Genomic DNA, 18,923 nt, shown 5'->3' on the forward strand with positions numbered 1-18,923 from the left:
GGCGGGTTGTATGCTCGCCTCATCCACAGCTGCCAGCTCTAACCGGCCATCACCCGTTTTTCGGCCCGATCCGATGTCGCGAAAAAGCAAGCAAGTCGTCGAACGGCAATGGTCGCGAGACCCAGTAGCCCTGGATGGTGTCACACCCCAGAGCCGACAAGGCGTCAAAGACTTCCTCGGTTTCAACGCCTTCTGCGACGACGGTCATGCCCAAACCGTGGGCCAGATCGACGGTGGATTTGATGATCAGGCGATCACGCCCGCTGTCGAGGACATCAAGGATCAGGGACCGGTCGATCTTCAACTCGTCAGCGTTCAGCATTTTCAGATAGCTGAGCGAAGATAGGCCGGCGCCGTAGTCGTCGATCGAAATCCGCACCCCCGCCGCTCGATAGGCCGCGATCGCCTGGGCCGCGATCTTCGGGTTTTCGATGACGGCAGTCTCAGTGATTTCGAAGATGAGATCGGCGTCGCAGCCCTCGATCAACTGGAGCGCACGCGCTTGGAAGGCCTCGTCCACAAGGAGCCGTCCGGACACGTTCAGAGCGATCGCCAGATGAACGCCCTGGGCCCTCAACGCGGCCTGATCCTCGATCGCTTTGACGATGCTCCATTCGGTCAGGACCCTGATCTGTCCCGTCTGTTCGGCGATCGGAATGAACAGGTCCGGCCCTATCCGACCCCGAACGGGATGATGCCATCGACAGAGCGCCTCGACCGAAGCCGTAGAGCCGTCCGAGGTCTTGCGCTTGGGTTGATAGTGCAGACTGACATCGCTCGTGCGCAGGGCGTCACGAAGTTCCGACATCAGGGCGAGGTTGTTGTCGGGATCGACAAAGGTCGCCTCGTCATAAAGCACCGTACGGTCGTCCGAGTGATGGGCCTGGTTAAGCGCCGTCGTCGCCCGTTCGATCAGGGCATCGCCGCTCGCCGAATGCGTATCCTGCGAGGCGCTGCCGATGCGGACGAACAAATCCAGAGGCTGGCCGTCGACGATGAAGGTCGTTTCCACGGCGCGAAGCGATCTGGCCAAGGCGTGTTGCTGATCGACGGACAGATCGGCCCGCGAGAAGGCGAGCACCGAGGACGCGATTTGCGCCACCAGGTCCACGTCGGCCAAATTGGCCAAGCGGTCGGCGAGCTGTACCATCAAGGTGTTGGCGACGTCATAACCGACGACCCCGCGCATCTCCGCATGGCGATCCACGCCGATCGCAAACACGGCGACGTTGGTTTCGGCTGTGGCGATGAGATCGTCGATGCCCGCCAGCAGGCCTCGGCGGTTGGGAAGCCCTGTTTCCGGCTGATGCATCGCCAGATGAAGCAGGCCGGCCTCTCGCGCCTGCACGATCGCCTTGGCTTGCCTCGTCAGCTCCACGCGGGTCGCCCAGATCGCCATCAGTGTCTGCGTGAAAAGAAGCGCGGTGATGTCGATGCTGACCGGAAGCGAGGCCTGAAGCACGATTGGAGCGATCACGATCAAGGCCGTGACGGCGACATGGCGCACGACCAACCGCCATAGAGCAGCGCCCCCGCTTCTGACAGGCTGTAACGCCCCGACGAGCCCGGCGCACAGGATCAAAAGAGCAAGCGGGCTAAGGCTGACCAAGGCCCGTCCGTCAGCGATACTTTCGTAGGCGAGGGCGTGGATGATGACGCCGGGCAACAGCCCGACGGGTGTGGCGAACTCGTCGCCAAGTTCCAGGGCCGTCGCCCCCATCAGGACCTTCTTGCCGCGCACGAGCGAGGGGTCGAAGTGGCCGCTGTAGACGTCCTCGAAACTGAGGTGGGGGATCGATTTCTGCTCGATCCCGAAATCGACGGTGAAAGCGCCCTGACGCACCGAGGCATCGGCCAGGAGGGCCGCGACCGATGGCGGCGATTCATCTGAGGCGCCGTAATCGTAATGGCGCACCCTTCCGTCGCCATCCACCGGCACATTGACCGACGCGAGCAAGGAATCATTTAGAAGCGGCGCGATTGGACGATTGCCCGATCTGCGTCTTTCGGCGGCGCCATATGACTCCATCTGTTCGAAAGTCGCCAACGCCACCTGCCCGGGGTGGCGCGATACGGCCGCCGCCAGCGCCTGATCGGACGTGGGGTTGGACGGCGCGCTGAAATCGACATCGACGGCGACCAGGGTCGCGCCGGCCGCAAGCAGATTGTCGATCGCCTGGGCATATCGTCGTCGATCCCATGGCCAGGACTCTGCGGCGACCAGACTTCGGGAATCGATCTCGACGATCGTCAGGCTCTGGCTGGCAGGTAGCTCCAGAACCGAGAACCGCGCAGAGGCGATCACGTCGTCTAGAGGCCGGAAGGCGTTCGCGAGCATTCCAACGCCCGCGAACGCCAGGATCAGCACGGACCAGACGACGACAGAAAGTCGACGTCGACCGAGTTCATCAGCAGCAGCGCGCATGGTCACCGCTTCGGAGGCCGAGGACCACCCTTGCCGGGATCATCCCCACCCGGGTTGCCATTGCCGGGGTTTCCAGTGCCTGGGTTGCCCAAGCCAGGGTTGCCGGAACCAGGGTTACCATTGCCCGGATTACCGCTGCCCGGGTTGCCGGAACCGGGGTTACCGTTGCCGGGGCTCCCCGAGCCAGGGTTACCATTGCGCGGATTACCGTTGCCGGGATCGCCGTTGCCGGGGTTACCCGAGCCCGGGTTGCCGTTGCCAGGGTTGCCGTTGCCGGGGTTACCCGAGCCCGGATTGCCGTTGCCTGGATTACCGTTGCCGGGGTTGCCGGAACCAGGGTTACCATTGCCCGGATTACCGCTGCCGGGATCGCCGTTGCCGGGGTTACCCGAGCCCGGATTGCCGTTGCCAGGGTTGCCGGCGCCGGGGTTGCCCCAGCCCGGATTGCCGTTGCCGGGGTTACCCGAGCCCGGATTGCCGTTGCCTGGATTACCGTTGCCGGGGTTGCCGGAACCGGGGTTCCCCGAGCCAGGGTTACCATTGCCCGGATTGCCCGAGCCCGGGTTACCATTGCCGGGATTGCCGTTGTCAGGGTTACCGGCGCCAGGGTTGCCGTTGCCGGGGTTGCCGTTGCCAGGGTTGCCGTTGCCGGGGTTGCCGGCGCCAGGGTTGCCGTTGCCGGGGTTGCCCGAGCCTGGGTTGCCGTTGCCAGGGTTGCCAGCGCCTGGATTGCCGTTGCCGGGGTTGCCATTGCCGGGGTTTCCATTGCCTGGGTTGCCCGAGCCAGGGTTGCCGGAACCAGGGTTACCATTGCCCGGATTACCGCTGCCCGGGTTGCCGGAACCGGGGTTACCGTTGCCGGGGTTACCCGAGCCCGGGTTGCCGTTGCCAGGGTTGCCGGCGCCGGGGTTGCCCGAGCCCGGATTGCCGTTGCCTGGATTACCGTTGCCTGGGTTGCCGGAACCGGGGTTCCCCGAGCCAGAGTTACCATTGCCCGGATTACCGTTGCCGGGATCGCCGTTGCCGGGGTTACCCGAGCCCGGGTTGCCGTTGCCAGGGTTGCCGGCGCCGGGGTTGCCCGAGCCCGGATTGCCGTTGCCTGGATTACCGTTGCCGGGGTTGCCGGAACCGGGGTTACCCGAGCCCGGGTTGCCGTTGCCAGGGTTGCCGTTGCCGGGGTTACCCGAGCCCGGATTGCCGTTGCCTGGATTACCGTTGCCGGGGTTGCCGGAACCGGGGTTCCCCGAGCCAGGGTTACCATTGCCCGGATTACCGTTGCCGGGATCGCCGTTGCCCGGGTTGCCCGAACCCGGGTTGCCGTTGCCAGGGTTGCCGGCGCCGGGGTTGCCCGAGCCCGGATTGCCGTTGCCTGGATTACCGTTGCCGGGGTTGCCGGAACCAGGGTTACCATTGCCCGGATTACCGCTGCCGGGATCGCCGTTGCCGGGGTTACCCGAGCCCGGATTGCCGTTGCCAGGGTTGCCGGCGCCGGGGTTGCCCCAGCCCGGATTGCCGTTGCCTGGATTACCGTTGCCTGGGTTGCCGGAACCGGGGTTGCCGGAACCAGGGTTACCATTGCCCGGATTACCGTTGCCGGGATCGCCGTTGCCGGGGTTACCGTTGCCGGGATCACCGTTGCCGGGGTTACCCGAGCCCGGGTTGCCGTTGCCAGGGTTGCCGGCGCCGGGGTTGCCCGAGCCCGGATTGCCGTTGCCTGGATTACCGTTGCCGGGGTTGCCGGAACCGGGGTTCCCCGAGCCAGGGTTACCATTGCCCGGATTGCCCGAGCCCGGGTTACCATTCCCCGGATTACCGTTGCCGGGGTTACCCGAGCCCGGATTGCCGTTGCCCGGATTGCCATTGCCGGGATTGCCGTTGCCAGGGTTGCCGGCGCCAGGGTTGCCGTTGCCGGGGTTGCCGGCGCCAGGGTTGCCGTTGCCGGGGTTGCCCGAGCCTGGGTTGCCGTTGCCGGGGTTGCCCGAGACTGGGTTACCATTGCCCGGATTACCGTTGCCGGGGTTACCCGAGCCCGGATTGCCGTTGCCCGGATTGCCATTGCCGGGATTGCCGTTGTCAGGGTTACCGGCGCCAGGGTTGCCGTTGCCGGGGTTGCCGGAACCAGGGTTACCATTGCCCGGATTACCGCTGCCCGGGTTGCCCGAGCCTGGGTTGCCGTTGCCAGGGTTGCCATTGCCCGGATTACCGTTGCCGGGGTTGCCGTTGCCCGGATTACCAGCGCCTGGATTGCCGTTGCCGGGGTTGCCATTGCCGGGGTTTCCATTGCCTGGGTTGCCCGAGCCTGGGTTGCCGGAACCAGGGTTACCATTGCCCGGATTACCGTTGCCGGGATCGCCGTTGCCGGGGTTACCCGAGCCCGGGTTGCCGTTGCCAGGGTTGCCGGCGCCGGGGTTGCCCGAGCCCGGATTGCCGTTGCCTGGATTACCGTTGCCGGGGTTTCCATTGCCCGGATTGCCCGAGCCCGGGTTACCATTGCCCGGATTACCGTTGCCGGGGTTACCCGAGCCCGGATTGCCGTTGCCCGGATTGCCATTGCCGGGATTGCCGTTGTCAGGGTTACCGGCGCCAGGGTTGCCGTTGCCGGGGTTGCCGTTGCCAGGGTTGCCGTTGCCGGGGTTGCCGGCGCCAGGGTTGCCGTTGCCGGGGTTGCCGTTGCCCGGATTGCCAGCGCCTGGATTGCCGTTGCCGGGGTTTCCATTGCCTGGGTTGCCCGAGCCAGGGTTGCCGGAACCAGGGTTACCATTGCCCGGATTACCGCTGCCCGGGTTGCCGGAACCGGGGTTACCGTTGCCGGGGTTACCCGAGCCCGGGTTGCCGTTGCCAGGGTTGCCGGCGCCGGGGTTGCCCGAGCCCGGATTGCCGTTGCCTGGATTACCGTTGCCGGGGTTGCCGGAACCGGGGTTCCCCGAGCCAGAGTTACCATTGCCCGGATTACCGTTGCCGGGATCGCCGTTGCCGGGGTTACCCGAGCCCGGATTGCCGTTGCCTGGATTACCGTTGCCGGGGTTGCCGGAACCGGGGTTCCCCGAGCCAGGGTTACCATTGCCCGGATTACCGTTGCCGGGATCGCCGTTGCCCGGGTTGCCCGAACCCGGGTTACCGTTGCCCGGATTGCCCGAGCCCGGGTTACCGTTGCCGGGGTTGCCATTGCTCGGATTGCCAGCGCCTGGATTGCCGTTGCCAGGGTTGCCGGCGCCAGGGTTGCCGTTGCCGGGGTTGCCCGAGCCCGGATTACCGTTGCCGGGGTTGCCCGAGCCAGGGTTGCCGTTGCCGGGGTTGCCCGAGCCCGGATTACCGTTGCCGGGGTTGCCCGAGCCAGGGTTAGCGTTGCCGGAATCGCCGTTGCCGGGGTTACCCGAGCCCGGGTTGCCGTTGCCCGGGTTGCCGGCGCCGGGGTTGCCCGAGCCGGGGTTGCCAGGATTAGTCGCTCCAGGATTGGCGCTGTTACCGGGGCCCGCTGCGGCATTGTTGCTTGCGTTGGTTGCAGCTGGCGGCAGTGAAGCGTTTCCGCTTGAAGCGGAGTTTCCTGCCGCAGCGGTGGACGTCGCAGTTGAAGACGTCGTTGGAACCGGAGTCGTGCTTGTGGTCGTAGCCGATGTTGTCGTCGTCGCGGCCGTCGAGGTGCCTGATGTGGACGCCGTCACAGTAGTGGCTGCTGGCGCGGCCGCTGGGGGGTTCTGAACCAGACCATCGGTCAAGGCCTCGTAGTCCAGACTCGGCGCCGCAACGGGAGCCGCTTCCGTCGGAACTGCAGCCGCCGGTGTGGAAACCTCGACGCTGGACGGTTGTTGGCGTGGAACCAGGGCGGTGGCGCCCGCCGCCACGTCGCTGACGGCATTGCCGTTATTGGCACGAACTTCGACCAGACCTTCTGCGACATGCACGCGGTCGCCCATGGGGTCGACGGTGACTGTAAATGTCGTCCCCTTCACCACGGCGGCAAGCAGCGGCGTCTCCACGCGGAAGTGCGGCTGCCTCTGCCGATCGACCTGGAAAAGGGCCGAGCCGAGGTCCTGCAAGACCCGCGTCATGCCTCCGACTTCTGGCGCGAGCGTGGTGCGACTGTTCGGCCCTACCACGACCCTTTGCTGACCGTTCGTGATCATCGCACGGCCGTTTCCGCCTGTCGTGACGCTGGTTCCGGTCGGTAATACCTGCCCAACCGAGCCGTTTGCAGCGGGCCGCGCCGGTATGGCCACGCGAACAACGCCCGCCACTTCCCTGATGCGCCATTCATCCGCCAGAGCCTGGGTCGGGTAGCGCACAAAGAAGAAGAGGATCGCGAAGAATATTGCGTATCGATTGGCCAACACACACTCCAGACATTCTGTTTGATGTTCTGGATATCAGGACGTGCCTGCCAAGCTCTTAACTGGTGATATTAACACGATTTTTAGCCCGAACGCCGTAAATGATCTCCTGTGTTTGGAGAACGGCGTGCGTCATATTTTTTCGACTTCATGGTTAAGAACAATCAGCGTCCTGTGGGGGATGGTGGCGGTGCTGACCATGGCTGTCGCGGGACCGGTTCGCGCGGACGCTGAGCCGGCCTCGACGCCGGACGCCGGATGCGCCGGATGTCTGATCCTGACCAGCATGCTGATCCAGGGGGTGACCGCCTATCCACTCGCCGATCTCGCCGACACCTATGACCAGCAATTGGCGCAGCGCGTCTCGGTGGGTGATCTGGTGCAGTCCGCTAATGCGATCACCGCGCGTTATCGCAACGACGGATATTTTCTGACCCGCGCCGTCGTCGCCGAGACCGACCCCGCCATCGGCGCCGCCCGCATCGTGGTGTTTGAAGGCTATATCTCGGAACTGAAACTGACCGGCGATGGCGCACGCGCCGTCGAACCGATCCTGAAGCCCTTGGTGAACCAGCGCCCCCTCACCATCGGCGAACTGGATCGCCGTCTGTCGCTGGCGTCCGACGTGCCCGGCGTCAAACTGACCAGCCGCATCGAGCCGATCATCGGCGACCCGGCCCAACACCGCCTGGTTGTCGAGACGGCAATGACCTCGGGCAGCGCCGGCGTCTATGTCGACAATCGCGGTTCCGAAACGCAGGGTCCGTGGCAAGTCTACCTGTCCGGCGCCCGCAACTCGACCTTTATGGCCGGCGACCAGATCACATTGGGCGTGCTGACGGTGCCGGATCGCCCTGACGAACTTACCTATATCGATGCGTCCTACTCTGCCGTCGCGCCCGGATTCGGCCGCGTCCGCTTTGGCGTATCAGGCTATGAGACGGATGCGCCGCTTCAAAACGCATCGGGCTGGGTCGGGGGGAGCAGCCGCATGGCCTCGGTCACGCTCTCGCATCCTCTGGTCCGTTCGCGCGACAAGAACCTCTGGCTCAACGCGGGACTGGATGTCCGTCGCGTCGAGCAGAACTACGTCGCCACGGGTCGCACCGACGAGACCCTGACCGTGGCGCGGATGTCGGTGGCGGGACAGCGGCGTTCCAGCTCCGGCTGGATGGCCGGCTCAATTCAGCTGTCGAAAGGGATTGACGCCTTCGGCGCCACGACCGAGCGCTCGCCGCTGAATACGCGCTACGACGCGACGGGCGAGTTCTTCAAGGTCAACGCCCAGGTCAGCGCCTATCGCGATCTCAGCAAGTATGTCGGCGTCTATGTCGAGGCCTCAGGCCAATGGTCGGACGACGCCTTGCTCAGCTCCGAAGAGTTCTTCGTCGGCGGCCCGACCTACGGCCGGGCGTATGACTATGGCGAAGCCAGCGGCGACAAGGCCGTCGCCGGGATGATTGAGGCGCGGGTCGGATATGATCCCAAGGGCGACTTTATCACCTTCGCTCAGGCTTTCGCCTTCTTCGACACCGCCAAGGTGTGGAACAAGACGCCTGGTCGCGACTGGTCCGAACAGCTGACGTCTGCCGGCGTCGGTTCACGCATCACCTTCGACCGCAAGGCCACCCTGCGTATCGAGTTCGCCAAACCCCTGTCCCGCGCGCCCTATAACCAACCTGACAAAGGCTGGCGCACCTTTGTATCGCTGTCGAAACAGTTCTAAGCGCGCACGGAAGTACTTGCTATGCGCTGCGGCGGATCGCGACGCGGCGAACGGCCCGCCTAAATCGGCGTCACGTTTGAAGTCGTATTGTTTGGAAGAAGTGGCGCACCCGGAGCGATTCGAACGCCCGACCCTCAGATTCGTAGTCTGGGAAAGAGGCCTGCAAAATCAGAATTTTACATTGTTCTTCATGTAACAATGAATCTGGTACTAAGCAGGCGCTTATGGGAGTTACACGAACGATCCCTCAGCCCGCGCCGGTGGAGTGTCTATTAAATTGACGGTAGAGAGTCGGCGCGCACGTGCAGGAGGATACCCTTCCAACGAGGGAAAAGCCGGTAACACCCCAATCTTACTCGTGCGTGTCACCTGAGCAGACTTTCTTGACGCATGTGTATTTGGCCAGCTTGGCATCTCGCGCGCAGCATTGCGCCAAGCTCGCAATTTCTGACGGACGCGCGCCGCGCTCAATTCCAGCGAAAGAATGATTGCAAGGTCAGACGAGAATACATCGTCAGATCATCATTTCTTCCGATCGTTGGGCCTATCCGGTCCCCGTTGTCACCAACGACTTCGAGGAAGTCGATAACAACGAAATGTCGTTCCGCATGCGCACGCGGGCGACCACCTCACAGGCTCGGAGATAGTAAAATCCGCTTAATCAAACACGGAAGCAAATCGCTAATCATACAATCTCAGCTAGCATTAATGGGCAGTCGATATGGTGTGGAGACATCAAGAGAGAATGTCGCATGACCTATACGATTCAAAACGCATATGTCGTTACTGCAGCGCTATTTTCAGCCATGCTGTTGATGGCGCAGCCAGCTTACGCGGGACCGCAAAGCGGGTCATTTCGGCTCCGCGCTACAGTACCGCTCTCCTGCTGGGTCAGGCCTGAGACTGCTATGCAAGCCGTAACCGGTGCCGAAGGGTCGGTGACAGAAGCGTGCAACAATCCAGGCGGCTTCACCGTCACAGCAAATTATCGCCCGTTGCGTGGCGATGAAAGCGCGAGTCTAACATATGGAACCAGCGTTTTGGACCTGGCGGAGGCCTCTGGAAAGATTGTCAGTCAGTCAAACCGAGCCGCAATCCGCAAAATGAGCTATCGGTTCGACGCCGTGAAAGTCGATACCCCGTTGATTGTGGTCCTCACCATTCGCCCGATCTGATACGCGCAAATCTCGGCTCTACATGGGTTGGACTGAGATGGTGAGCACGTCGGAATAGCGCCCTGCCCTAAGTCCGCTCACGCTATCGACATCAAACCCGAGACTGAAATGGTCGAACCGTTCAGTCCCTCCGCCCACGCGCATTGAGGAGGGCTGGTTCAGTTGGTAACGCTCGCCGTCCAGCATGAGAGCATAAGGCACACTCCAGCCCGTAGTGCCAAGCGACAGACGACCGTGATTCTCAGAAGAGAAGCTGACGACATATCCACGGGTGCTTTGAACCTGAAGTTGAACCGGTGACTGGTGCAGGCCTTCGGAAAGTTCACCCAGGTCGATTGTGGCTCCGGAACCTGCACGACGACTGACGGCGCCTGCAAGCTGGATGGCGGTCACAGGGCGGACCTGAAGCTCAAGCGAGAGATCGCGGCTCGTGAGCACGTCCAGTTCTTGCCCTACCCCTTGTAGCCTGAGTTGCTGGGAGAATGAGCCGTCTCCCCGAAGTTTCGAGGCGTCCACCATGAGAGATAATGAGCGGGTCACGGTCTCACCCGGCCCCACGACAAGGGGTCGGCCCGACACCATACGCGAACTTTTTCCGGTACGGGGCGTCAGGTCTCGGCCGCCCTCCTCGTCCACCAGCGTATAGGGCACGCGCTCGGTTCCGGGGCCCGCCAGACCATAGGGTTCGCCCAGGAGTTCTGCTTCCAGCGTGCCAGTGCATGTACCGTTACCCGAGTTCGTCAGAGCGAGCTGAAACTGCTTGAACGGCACTTCCCCGCTGTAGGGATCGTGGTTTTCTATCGACCACCTGGCGCTCATGACGTCCATTATCAACCGGCATTCTGACGAGGTCTGTGATGTGACTTGAGCGTCGACGGGTGCAGCGAAGGTTGCGGCCCACGAAAGCATGAAAACTGGGATCGCCCGCATGGCCGCTGTCCTTGTGCAGATCATTCTGGAACCTCGATGATTTGGAGGTTCAGCAACCCTTCGGTATCGGCCGGAACCTGGAACTCAAAGGCCGTACCCTCAATGTCGCGAAGCTCAACGCTGTACCGGCTACCAGGCTTCAGGCCGGAAAGTGCAAAGCGGCCAACGCGGTTAGTGAACACATTGACCGGAGGAGCGTCAGGGTCCGTCATGGAGCGCATCACGCCGGCCGCCAGACCGACAGCCTCTCCGCCCGACCGTTGCAGCGTGCCGTAGGCAGTGACGAACGCATCCGTGCCAACCGTGAATGCAAAGCCGCTTCGGTTTGCAGGCTTGACCCGGAACACACCTGATCCGATGTCGTAACCGCGAGGCGGATCAAGGACGTCATAGCGGATCGATTGATCGACAAACGGCGTCAGGAAGCTGAAAACGGCAGGGCCAAGGGCGCCGGAGCTGGCGATATAGCGACCGTCTTCGAGACTGTCACCGATGATCACACGTCGCCCCTGCAGACTTTCATGCCCGCCGACGATGGCAAAGCTGTTATTGATGCGTCGTCCGATGCCGAACCGTCTGCCCGTAATCGCCAAGGACGTGCCCACGCTGAGTGTCGTCGCAGTTCGGTCGGATACGGACGAAAAATCTTCGCCCGTCGCTGATTGGGTGAACGCCACGGTTCCGCGATTGCCGACATAATCAGCGTAGGCCGACACGTTTGCAGGACCATCGCTGTAACCGACCAAGGCACCGTAGCCTACGCTGCCCACCCTGCCATCCCCGCTCTTAGTATAGCTGGCGACGGCGCTGTTGGTACGCTGATCGTACGCCACTTCAGCGCGTCGCTGGAAGTCTGGCTGCCATGTGATTGAAAATCTGAGCCCGACATCCTGGCGGTCGCCGGAGCGAAACGCCGCTCGACCATAGTCCGCCCCGATCGAAGCACGCACGCGAGGTGTGACTCTGTAATTCAGTGTGGTGGTCACACGCCAAGTGGGATCGAGATCCGCCCGGAAGGTTTGATAGGTCGCGTTGGCTGTTCCGTACAGCCGCGCCGAGAAGTAGCGGCTGTACTGAGCCGAGGCTGACCACTCCGAAAAATTTTGCAGAGCTACGTTGCCCAAAGTCGAAAAACGCTCGGAGGTGAAGTCAGCCTGAAGCGTCAGATAATCAGCCTGTTCCCCGCGGTCGAACTGACGATCGTAGCTGATCCCCCCGGCATAACCGGCGCCGGATTCGCTGTTACTGCCTGCCGCGTTGATTTGCAGGCGGGATCCATCTCGCAAGATCAACTGGGTTTCGCCGTAGAACCCCTGGACTGCCTCGCTGAGTTGAAGCCCCATGCCTACTGCGGGCCTGCCCACGAACGCCTTCCGGTAAAAGCCGGTAAATGCAGGGTCGCCATCGTACGTCGGCGAGCCGAAAAAGTTCTCGGACGAAACGCCGAGAAAAGCGCCGTATTCGAAGTCTCCCGGTTCGAGGTCGATCGGATCGAGATAGGCGGAATAGTTGAGGAGTTGAGTTCGTCCGGTTAGATCGCGAATCCTGACCTCAACGTCGTTGCTCCCGGCAAGCAGGGGCAGCGAACTGAGGTCGTACGGCCCTGCATCGAGCTGTAGCTCACGGAAAACCACGCCGTTGCGCAGAATGGTGACTGTTGAATTCTGTTCGAGCAGCAATTGGCGATTGCCCTGAAGGATATCGCTGCGGAAGGCATTGAAGCGCCTGCGCTGACGCGAAACACCAATGCCGCCTAGCGGCACATAACCTTGCCGACCGCGAAACTCGGGGTCCAGATCGCCCAGGTACCAGCGTCGATAAGCTTCGGGTTCATCATAGACCAGGCGCGCGTATCGCCGGTCGAACTCGGTTGTTCCGTCAACCGCTCGGCCACCCCGAGCTTCCGCCTCGAAAACAATATTGCCAAATCTGACTGCGCCCGACACTAGCCCGGCGGGATCGATCTGGCCGTCCTGCGCAGTGGCGAAGGCGTCGAGATTCACATAGGCGGAAAATAGTTCGGGCTGGATCGATGACTCGGCCTGCCGAGTGCCGGCGGTGAATATCTCTCCTTGCGATCGCCGCGCGGGGTCGATTTTGAGAATGGCCACGGACAGCGTCGAAGCATCATAAGCCAGTGAAACGCCAGCGGAAGAGATATCCTCACTTTCGAACATTAGGCGCTCGCCGATTAGTGACGTGATCTCGGCCAAGGCTTGGGGATTCACAACATCGCGGAGCAAATCGAGGAAGGTCGCGCGGTCGATCAACACGCGGTCGTCAGCCGTCAAGGTGATCGGCAGTTCACCCAATGCCCGTCGTCCGAACAGAAGCGGTGCAGTGAGCTGTAAATCCCGGTCATACGGGTTCACGTCGGGCCGGGTTACACTTTGATCACCGGGCACCTGCACCGCCGATCTAGGCTGCGCGTCCGGCACGGCCTGGACTGTAGCCGGCGCGTTCAAATCGTATTCTGGCGCGGTTCGAATAATCCCGCTTGTCCAATTGCCCCCAAGTGCGGTGAGAGCCAGGGCGACCCCGGCAATCATCCGGCGAAACTCAGCTTGATAGGCCCGTCGCCGAACGCCTGTCCGGTTGGGACCGTCAGAACCCGCTCCCCGCCTTGCGGCGGGACATAGCCGACCCCGACCGCGCCGCTGATCTGGCCAGCAGAGAGCGTGATCTTCAGAGGCTGGCCCGACCGATCGACGCCTTCAAGGATCCAGTTTACGCCGCTCATGACCGCATGACGCTGGCCCGTATTACGCAAGCGAACCTTCACGACGGGCAGGGGAGATGTGTCCACGGTCGCGGTCGGCACGACGGGCGTACCAGTGAGGGCTTCGATCGATGTTTGCGTCGTCACAGGCGCCGCCGGCTGCTGAATTTCGGCGGCCTCGACAGAGACCACCTGGACGGCGGATTCTGTGCTGGGCGGCGCGACGATGATGAGCGTCTTCATGTGATAAACGACCTGAACCGCGGCGCTTCCCACGTCAGTCGATCGAGATTCGAAATCGACAGGCAACTGTCTGATTTCCATATAATAGGCCATCGAGGCAGCGGCAGCTGGATCGCCGATCCATTGCGCCCTGATGATCTGTCGAGCGCCGGGCGCCGCAATGCCTTGTGGCGGGAAAACGAGGAAATCTTCGTCAGCCGGGGTCTCGGTGATTGTCCCGTCCGCATTGAATGTTATGCGTGTGATGCTAGTTTCGTACGGAAGAGGCGTGGATGCGATATTCTGCACTTCGATCCGGGCCGAAGCGCCCGCACCAAGGGTACTTATCTCGCTGACCATTGGCGATACCCGCATGGCCCACGCATTGCCCGTCAAGGCACAGACAACAAGCGTCACCAATATCATCAAGGCGACAGGCAACGATCTGGACCGAAGCGAAACTGACATGCGTGCTCTCAAGCGACCGCTGAACCGATGGCGGCGGCGACTATATTTGGGGCGAAACATGAAAGGAGAGTATCCGAAGACACTCTCCTCTCTGTCGTGTCGTAATGCTTAGATGTCGGTGTCGAAGCGGACGGTGATCACGTCCTCATACGTACCGGCCACCAGGCCCTTGCCGGGCTTGCCGGCGAAGAAGCGCATGCTCAGGCCCGAGCGCCAGGCACCCAGGGTCTTCTGCTCGGAATCGTCGTTCGCGGCGACGACGAGGCTCGTTTCGCTGCCGGCCTGGAAGGTTGCCGAAACCGAGTAAGGGATGTTTGCTTGGAACTGGTTGCTGTCAAAAGCGCCAGGAGCACTGTTCACCAGACCTTGAGCCGACTTCGTAATGGTCATGGTGTTGGCCGTGTTGCAGCCGGCGGTGCCGCTGGCGATATCCAGCTGGATATTGTCACGCAGGTCGAACACGGTGTCCGAACCCAGATCGGACTGACCCTCAACGCCGATCTGGCCCAGGTCGATGACCTGTTGGCTGCCGTTGCCGCCGCCGGTGAACAGTACGCAGTCGGCCGGCACGAAGCCGGTGATGCGCCAGCTGTTGGTTTGGGCGTCGTTCAGCTCAAGCGTCGTGGCCGTCGCCGTGCCGTTCGAGTTCTTGCCGCGGACCGTATAGGTCGTGACGGGCGTGTTGCCGCCGCGCAAGCTGTTCGTCGTCACGTTGACGCTTTTGGTCTGAGCCGTCGCCACCGAAGCGGTCAGGGTCATGGCGAGGACGGCGGCGCCGCCGAGCAGGCTTGTGATCGTTTTCATTGGGTGTTTCCGTAGTTGTATTGATGAGATGTCGGGAAACCCAAAACAATAATGGGCCCCACAGCCAGGTGGATAAATCGTTAAATAACGTCGGTCAACTTAAAAACTCATGAAAACCAAAATAATAATATATTCTTCAGTTTCGTTTACGTCAAAAGATAAACCCCACCTACTATTGCGTAGATGACGAATCTCGATTTCTAAGATATATAATGAAGTTTAAACTATATTCCGGCGCGCAAAGTCATCGTTATGACGTCGCTATACTTGCCCGCAAGCAAACCGGGGGCCGGAGGCGACGCTATGGCCAATGTAATGAGGCCATCGCCGGCCGAGATGTGATCACCCGTGCTGATGACAGCGCCCGCTCCTGACATCTGACCGGCAGTGAAGGTGCGCTGCGCGACGCGCGAAGATGCTGGCCCCCGCAGCGGAAGGGCGATACTCAAGGCGTAATCAAGAGTGCCCGCGAACCCACCCTGACCTTGCGGATTGAGCTCATGCACCAGCCCGCCTCCCGACTGGACTTCCAGCTCAAACGGCACGTTGCACGAAAGCGCGAAGCCCACTTTGACGGAACGCGCGCCCGAATTTAAATCGCCCAAGTCCACATCAGCAATGTCAGGAAGTTCGCAAAGTGACCGAATGTCCCCCTCAATAGAAATCGCGACTTCATTGGAGGCAGGCAGCGGAGAACCGTGATCGGCAGAAAGCGATGGACTCGCCACCACGACACAACAGATAGACGCAGCTGCAAACAGCGCGATTTTTACGGCCACAGAGCCAGCATTTCTGCGCAAGCGCTTGATCGCCATTCCCAACCCCTGCCCCAGACGCCTTCCCGGCGCCCCTCTCAGTCACACCCTTACAAAAGCCGGGCCATGCCAATTTGGGACACCCTTGATCTATTGAGGTGGGAAAATGCAAGAGAAATTAACACTTCCTTAACGATACCGCATTTTCGCGCGGGCGATTCGCTATTCACACGAACATCCGTTCGATCCTTCGGGCCGACAACCCCTGCTCGATGTGTGCCAATATGGCAACCGAGCGGTACATGAGTTTGAAAACGCCGGCGCCGATTTCGCAGGTCCCCGCTACGGACTCCGTGACGCCCTGCCTGAAGTGCGGATCGACCGCGCCAATGCGGTTGCATTCGGCGGGCAAGACGGTTCCCACTGACTGCGTCGAGAATTCCGACAAGCGGCAGATGATCCTTCCCTGGACCTTCCAAGAAGAAGCCTGCCACCCCAAGTATGGTGCAAAATTAGGCAGCCCATTTCGCATTCTTCGCTCGCGCCCAGACCTCGCCGATGCTCCGGCCCTCCGCCGTGTCGATCAGTGACCCGTACGCTTGTACTCAAAGACGAAGATGCGGCCGTCAGTCAGTTCGGCGATGAAGTCGGGGTAGGTGCGCTGGGTCGGGTCTGGAGCTAGAATGACGCCGATGTCGGGCGACGTTGCGGAGCAAGTGCTCACCGCCTTCAGGCTGCGCGGCGCACGGCCTTTAGGTCTTCGTCGCTTCCGTCGAGGCACGATCTGCGCGATCCCTCTCAACGCTCGACCGATCGGCTATGGCGATGCCGGCGCGGCCCACACGCGCCTGTTCTGGATGACCGAAAAAAGAACATCCTGTGTGCTAGGCGGGAGGCACCTCGACCGACGGCGCTTATGGTGCAGACGCCTAACGCCGCCCTGACAATCGCCTACAATGCTAGCAGCATTCCTTGGAAGGCTCGCCAACTTACCGGGCAAACCGGCTGATGGCGCGGCTGGCCCGGGCTGAGAGAGTCCGAGCCGCAGACCAGAAAAGGCAAATTCTATTGCCCTCTCGACATCTATGGCCTCCGCCATGCGCGGGGTTTGGATATCTCCATCGCGGGCGGATCGGACGCAGAGATCATGTCCCAGCTTGAGCACGCCACCGACAGGGCTGCTAAAAAATTTCCGCCGTCAGGCCGATAGACGCCGCATAAACGTATGGCGCGCAGGACCGCATGGACAGTGTCGTGAGCCTTCGCGAAGCCAGAAAAGCCCAAGACGCCAAGACCAAGGCATGAACGTCGACTGTAAACTCAAGTGTAAACGGACTGTGAACTCGCCCGCCCCACACAGGGAGTTCCACTACCTATGTCATTGAAAAGAAAGTGGCGCACCCGGAGCGATTCGAACGCCCGACCCTCAGATTCGTAGTCTGATGCTCTATCCAGCTGAGCTACGGGTGCGGCTGCCTTGCGGCGAGGGCGGGTCTTTAGCCGGTGGATCGGGCGGACGCAAGCGGGGGAATGCAGTTTCTGCGTCTGAAGCTGTTGGCGTGGCGGCTGCGACGGCTTAGGCCTGTCTGACGCTCCCCTGCTTTCGGATCTTCCATGCGTTTCTTCCGTCGCCAGATCGCTGCTGTGCTGGTTCCCGTCCTCATGGCGGGATGCCAGACCGCGACAGACATCCACGGCGCGCACTCGCCGACGACAGCGTCGCCGCCGGCCGTGTCGGCCCCGTCGTCGGCCGCATCGCCCGCTCGGGGGCCGTTCGTGGCGGCGGCGAATCCGCTGGCGGTCGAGGCGGGGATGACCGTGTTGCGGCGCGGCGGATCGGCCGTGGATGCCGCAGTGGCGATCCAGGCGGTGCTGGGCCTGGTGGAGCCGCAGTCGTCGGGCCTGGGGGGCGGGGCCTTCCTGATGAGCTATGACGCCGAGACCGGGACCGTCACGGCCTATGACGGGCGCGAGACGGCGCCGGCGTCAGCGACGCCCGAACTGTTCTATGAGGACGGCAAGCCCCTGTCCTTTGTCGACGCGGTGCTGTCGGGCCGCTCGACCGGGGCGCCGGGGGCGGTGGCCATGCTGGCCATGGCGCAAAAGGATCATGGCAAGCTGGCCTGGCGCGATCTGTTCGGGGACGCCGAACGGCTGGCGCGCGACGGGTTCACGGTCAGTCCGCGTCTAGCCGGCATGATCAATGGACGCAGTCCTCAGGCGCGGACGCGGTGGGCCAGCGCCTATTTCACCAAGCTGGACGGCACGCGGTATCAGGCGGGCGATACGTTGAAGAACCCCGCCTACGCCGACACGGTCGCGCGACTGGCGCAGCAGGGGCCGGGCGTCGTCTATGGCGGGCCGATCGGGCGCGACATCGCGGCGGCGGTTCGCGAAGGACCGCGTCCCGGCGGTCTGACCGAGGCGGACATCGCCGGCTATCGCCCTTTGCGCCGCGACGCTCTTTGCCGGCCGTATCAGGCCTATGTGGTCTGCGTGCCGCCGCCGCCGTCCAGCGGGGTGGCGTTGCTGCAGTTCCTGGCCATGGCCGAGGCGACGCCGGATCTAGACAAGGGGGCCAAGAGCCCTGAAGCCTGGGTCGCCTTCGGGCGTTTGCAGCGGCTGATGTATGCCGACCGGGACCGCTATATCGGCGACAACGACTTCGTCGGCGTGCCGATCGCCGGGCTTCTGGATCGCGACTATGTCGCGTCGCGCGCGGCCCTGGCCCCGCAGGTGAACGGCCCGGTCGAGGCCGGCGCCCCGACGGGATCGCCGCCGCGCGGGGTCGACCAGACCGCCGAGCCGGGCGGCACCTCGCACATGGTCGTGGTGGACGCCTGGGGCAATGCGGTCAGCATGACCACGACGGTCGAGAGCATCTTCGGCAACGGCCGGATGGTCGACGGCTTCTTCCTGAACAACCAGCTGACGGATTTCTCCTTCACGCCGCAGGAGGACGGACATCCGGCCGCCAATGCCGTGGCAGCGGGCAAGCGGCCGCGCTCTTCGATGACGCCGGTGCTGATCCTGGATCGTCAGGGGCGGCTGGTCGGCGCCATCGGCTCGCCAGGCGGGTCCAGCATCCTGGCCTATGTCGCCAAGGCCCTGGTCGGGACGATGGACTGGGGCCTGTCGATGCAGGAGGCGATCGCCCTGCCCAATCTGGTGGTGCGGGGCGAGATGGTCGGGGCCGACACCGACATGATCGCGCCGGATATCCGCAACGCCCTGGCGGCGGCGGGCATGGCCCTGAAGCCCAACGCCACCGAGACCTCGGGCCTGCACGGCGCGATCTGGCGCGACGGTCGCTGGGACGGCGGGGCCGATCCGCGTCGCGAGGGCGTGGCGCTCTCGGAAGTTCGCTAAAG

12 protein-coding genes and 2 tRNA genes are annotated in these 18,923 nt (G+C 62.6%); 3 read left to right on the forward strand and 11 right to left on the reverse strand.

The features are described from left to right. Positions 1-49: 49 nt before the first annotated feature. Both PFY01_RS01090 and PFY01_RS01095 read right to left on the reverse strand, forming a co-directional pair. Positions 50-2,425: an EAL domain-containing protein gene (locus tag PFY01_RS01090; protein WP_271042087.1), complete on the reverse strand. Its 2,376-nt coding sequence runs from the start codon at positions 2,423-2,425 to the stop codon at positions 50-52. A gap of 2 nt (positions 2,426-2,427) precedes the next feature. Beyond that, entirely contained in the window at positions 2,428-6,549 is a 4,122-nt protein-coding gene (locus PFY01_RS01095; protein WP_420197058.1) for a FecR domain-containing protein, read from the reverse strand. Positions 6,550-6,952: 403 nt separating this feature from the next. Here PFY01_RS01095 and PFY01_RS01100 point away from each other — a divergent pair, with 403 nt between their 5' ends. Beyond that, positions 6,953-8,479: a ShlB/FhaC/HecB family hemolysin secretion/activation protein gene (locus tag PFY01_RS01100; protein ID WP_271042088.1), complete on the forward strand. Its 1,527-nt coding sequence runs from the start codon at positions 6,953-6,955 to the stop codon at positions 8,477-8,479. Positions 8,480-8,580: 101 nt separating this feature from the next. Here PFY01_RS01100 and PFY01_RS01105 read toward each other — a convergent pair. Further along, positions 8,581-8,701: transfer RNA gene (locus tag PFY01_RS01105), tRNA-OTHER, on the reverse strand. Positions 8,702-9,231: 530 nt separating this feature from the next. Between PFY01_RS01105 and PFY01_RS01110 the strand changes: the two genes are divergently transcribed. Beyond that, positions 9,232-9,654: a hypothetical protein gene (locus tag PFY01_RS01110; protein ID WP_271042089.1), complete on the forward strand. Its 423-nt coding sequence runs from the start codon at positions 9,232-9,234 to the stop codon at positions 9,652-9,654. Between the two features lie 18 nt (positions 9,655-9,672). Here the strand turns inward: PFY01_RS01110 and PFY01_RS01115 are convergent, their stop codons facing one another. The 8 genes from PFY01_RS01115 to PFY01_RS01150 form a co-directional block, all read right to left on the reverse strand. Next, entirely contained in the window at positions 9,673-10,584 is a 912-nt protein-coding gene (locus PFY01_RS01115) for a hypothetical protein (RefSeq protein WP_271042090.1), read from the reverse strand. 20 nt (positions 10,585-10,604) lie between these two features. Next, positions 10,605-13,133, reverse strand: a complete 2,529-nt coding sequence (locus PFY01_RS01120; RefSeq protein ID WP_271042091.1) for a fimbria/pilus outer membrane usher protein — start codon at positions 13,131-13,133, stop codon at positions 10,605-10,607. Next, complete coding sequence (locus PFY01_RS01125) at positions 13,130-13,993, reverse strand: hypothetical protein (RefSeq protein ID WP_271042092.1); 864 nt, start codon at positions 13,991-13,993, stop codon at positions 13,130-13,132. The genes PFY01_RS01120 and PFY01_RS01125 overlap by 4 nt, the downstream gene beginning before the upstream one ends. 108 nt (positions 13,994-14,101) lie before the next feature. After that, positions 14,102-14,797 carry a hypothetical protein gene (locus PFY01_RS01130; protein WP_271042093.1) on the reverse strand — a complete coding sequence of 232 codons (696 nt, stop codon included), beginning with the start codon at positions 14,795-14,797 and terminating at the stop codon, positions 14,102-14,104. Positions 14,798-15,021: 224 nt separating this feature from the next. Next, positions 15,022-15,612 carry a hypothetical protein gene (locus tag PFY01_RS01135; protein ID WP_271042094.1) on the reverse strand — a complete coding sequence of 197 codons (591 nt, stop codon included), beginning with the start codon at positions 15,610-15,612 and terminating at the stop codon, positions 15,022-15,024. 166 nt (positions 15,613-15,778) lie between these two features. Then, a complete protein-coding gene (locus PFY01_RS01140) occupies positions 15,779-16,000 on the reverse strand; it encodes a hypothetical protein (protein ID WP_271042095.1) in 222 nt (73 codons plus the stop codon). Between the two features lie 135 nt (positions 16,001-16,135). After that, positions 16,136-16,276 (reverse strand): hypothetical protein, encoded by a 141-nt coding sequence (locus PFY01_RS01145; protein WP_271042096.1) that lies wholly within the window; start codon positions 16,274-16,276, stop codon positions 16,136-16,138. 669 nt (positions 16,277-16,945) lie between these two features. After that, positions 16,946-17,022 (reverse strand) — tRNA-Arg (locus PFY01_RS01150). A gap of 144 nt (positions 17,023-17,166) precedes the next feature. On the opposite strand from PFY01_RS01150, the gene PFY01_RS01155 reads away from it, so the two are divergent. Then, positions 17,167-18,921: a gamma-glutamyltransferase family protein gene (locus PFY01_RS01155; RefSeq protein WP_271042097.1), complete on the forward strand. Its 1,755-nt coding sequence runs from the start codon at positions 17,167-17,169 to the stop codon at positions 18,919-18,921. Positions 18,922-18,923 lie beyond the last annotated feature (2 nt).

The sequence above is a fragment of the Brevundimonas vesicularis genome (assembly GCF_027886425.1).
GTDB classification, from domain to species: domain Bacteria; phylum Pseudomonadota; class Alphaproteobacteria; order Caulobacterales; family Caulobacteraceae; genus Brevundimonas; species Brevundimonas vesicularis_C.

What these genes read in the sequence shown, in the direction of transcription:
- PFY01_RS01090 (WP_271042087.1), bottom strand. Translation starts at nt 2,425, where the DNA reads ATGCGCGCTGCTGCTGATGAACTCGGTCGACGTCGACTTTCTGTCGTC.
- PFY01_RS01095 (WP_420197058.1), bottom strand. Translation starts at nt 6,549, where the DNA reads ATGATCACGAACGGTCAGCAAAGGGTCGTGGTAGGGCCGAACAGTCGC.
- PFY01_RS01100 (WP_271042088.1), top strand. Translation starts at nt 6,953, where the DNA reads ATGGCTGTCGCGGGACCGGTTCGCGCGGACGCTGAGCCGGCCTCGACG.
- PFY01_RS01110 (WP_271042089.1), top strand. Translation starts at nt 9,232, where the DNA reads ATGACCTATACGATTCAAAACGCATATGTCGTTACTGCAGCGCTATTT.
- PFY01_RS01115 (WP_271042090.1), bottom strand. Translation starts at nt 10,584, where the DNA reads ATGCGGGCGATCCCAGTTTTCATGCTTTCGTGGGCCGCAACCTTCGCT.
- PFY01_RS01120 (WP_271042091.1), bottom strand. Translation starts at nt 13,133, where the DNA reads ATGATTGCCGGGGTCGCCCTGGCTCTCACCGCACTTGGGGGCAATTGG.
- PFY01_RS01125 (WP_271042092.1), bottom strand. Translation starts at nt 13,993, where the DNA reads ATGTCAGTTTCGCTTCGGTCCAGATCGTTGCCTGTCGCCTTGATGATA.
- PFY01_RS01130 (WP_271042093.1), bottom strand. Translation starts at nt 14,797, where the DNA reads ATGAAAACGATCACAAGCCTGCTCGGCGGCGCCGCCGTCCTCGCCATG.
- PFY01_RS01135 (WP_271042094.1), bottom strand. Translation starts at nt 15,612, where the DNA reads ATGGCGATCAAGCGCTTGCGCAGAAATGCTGGCTCTGTGGCCGTAAAA.
- PFY01_RS01155 (WP_271042097.1), top strand. Translation starts at nt 17,167, where the DNA reads ATGCGTTTCTTCCGTCGCCAGATCGCTGCTGTGCTGGTTCCCGTCCTC.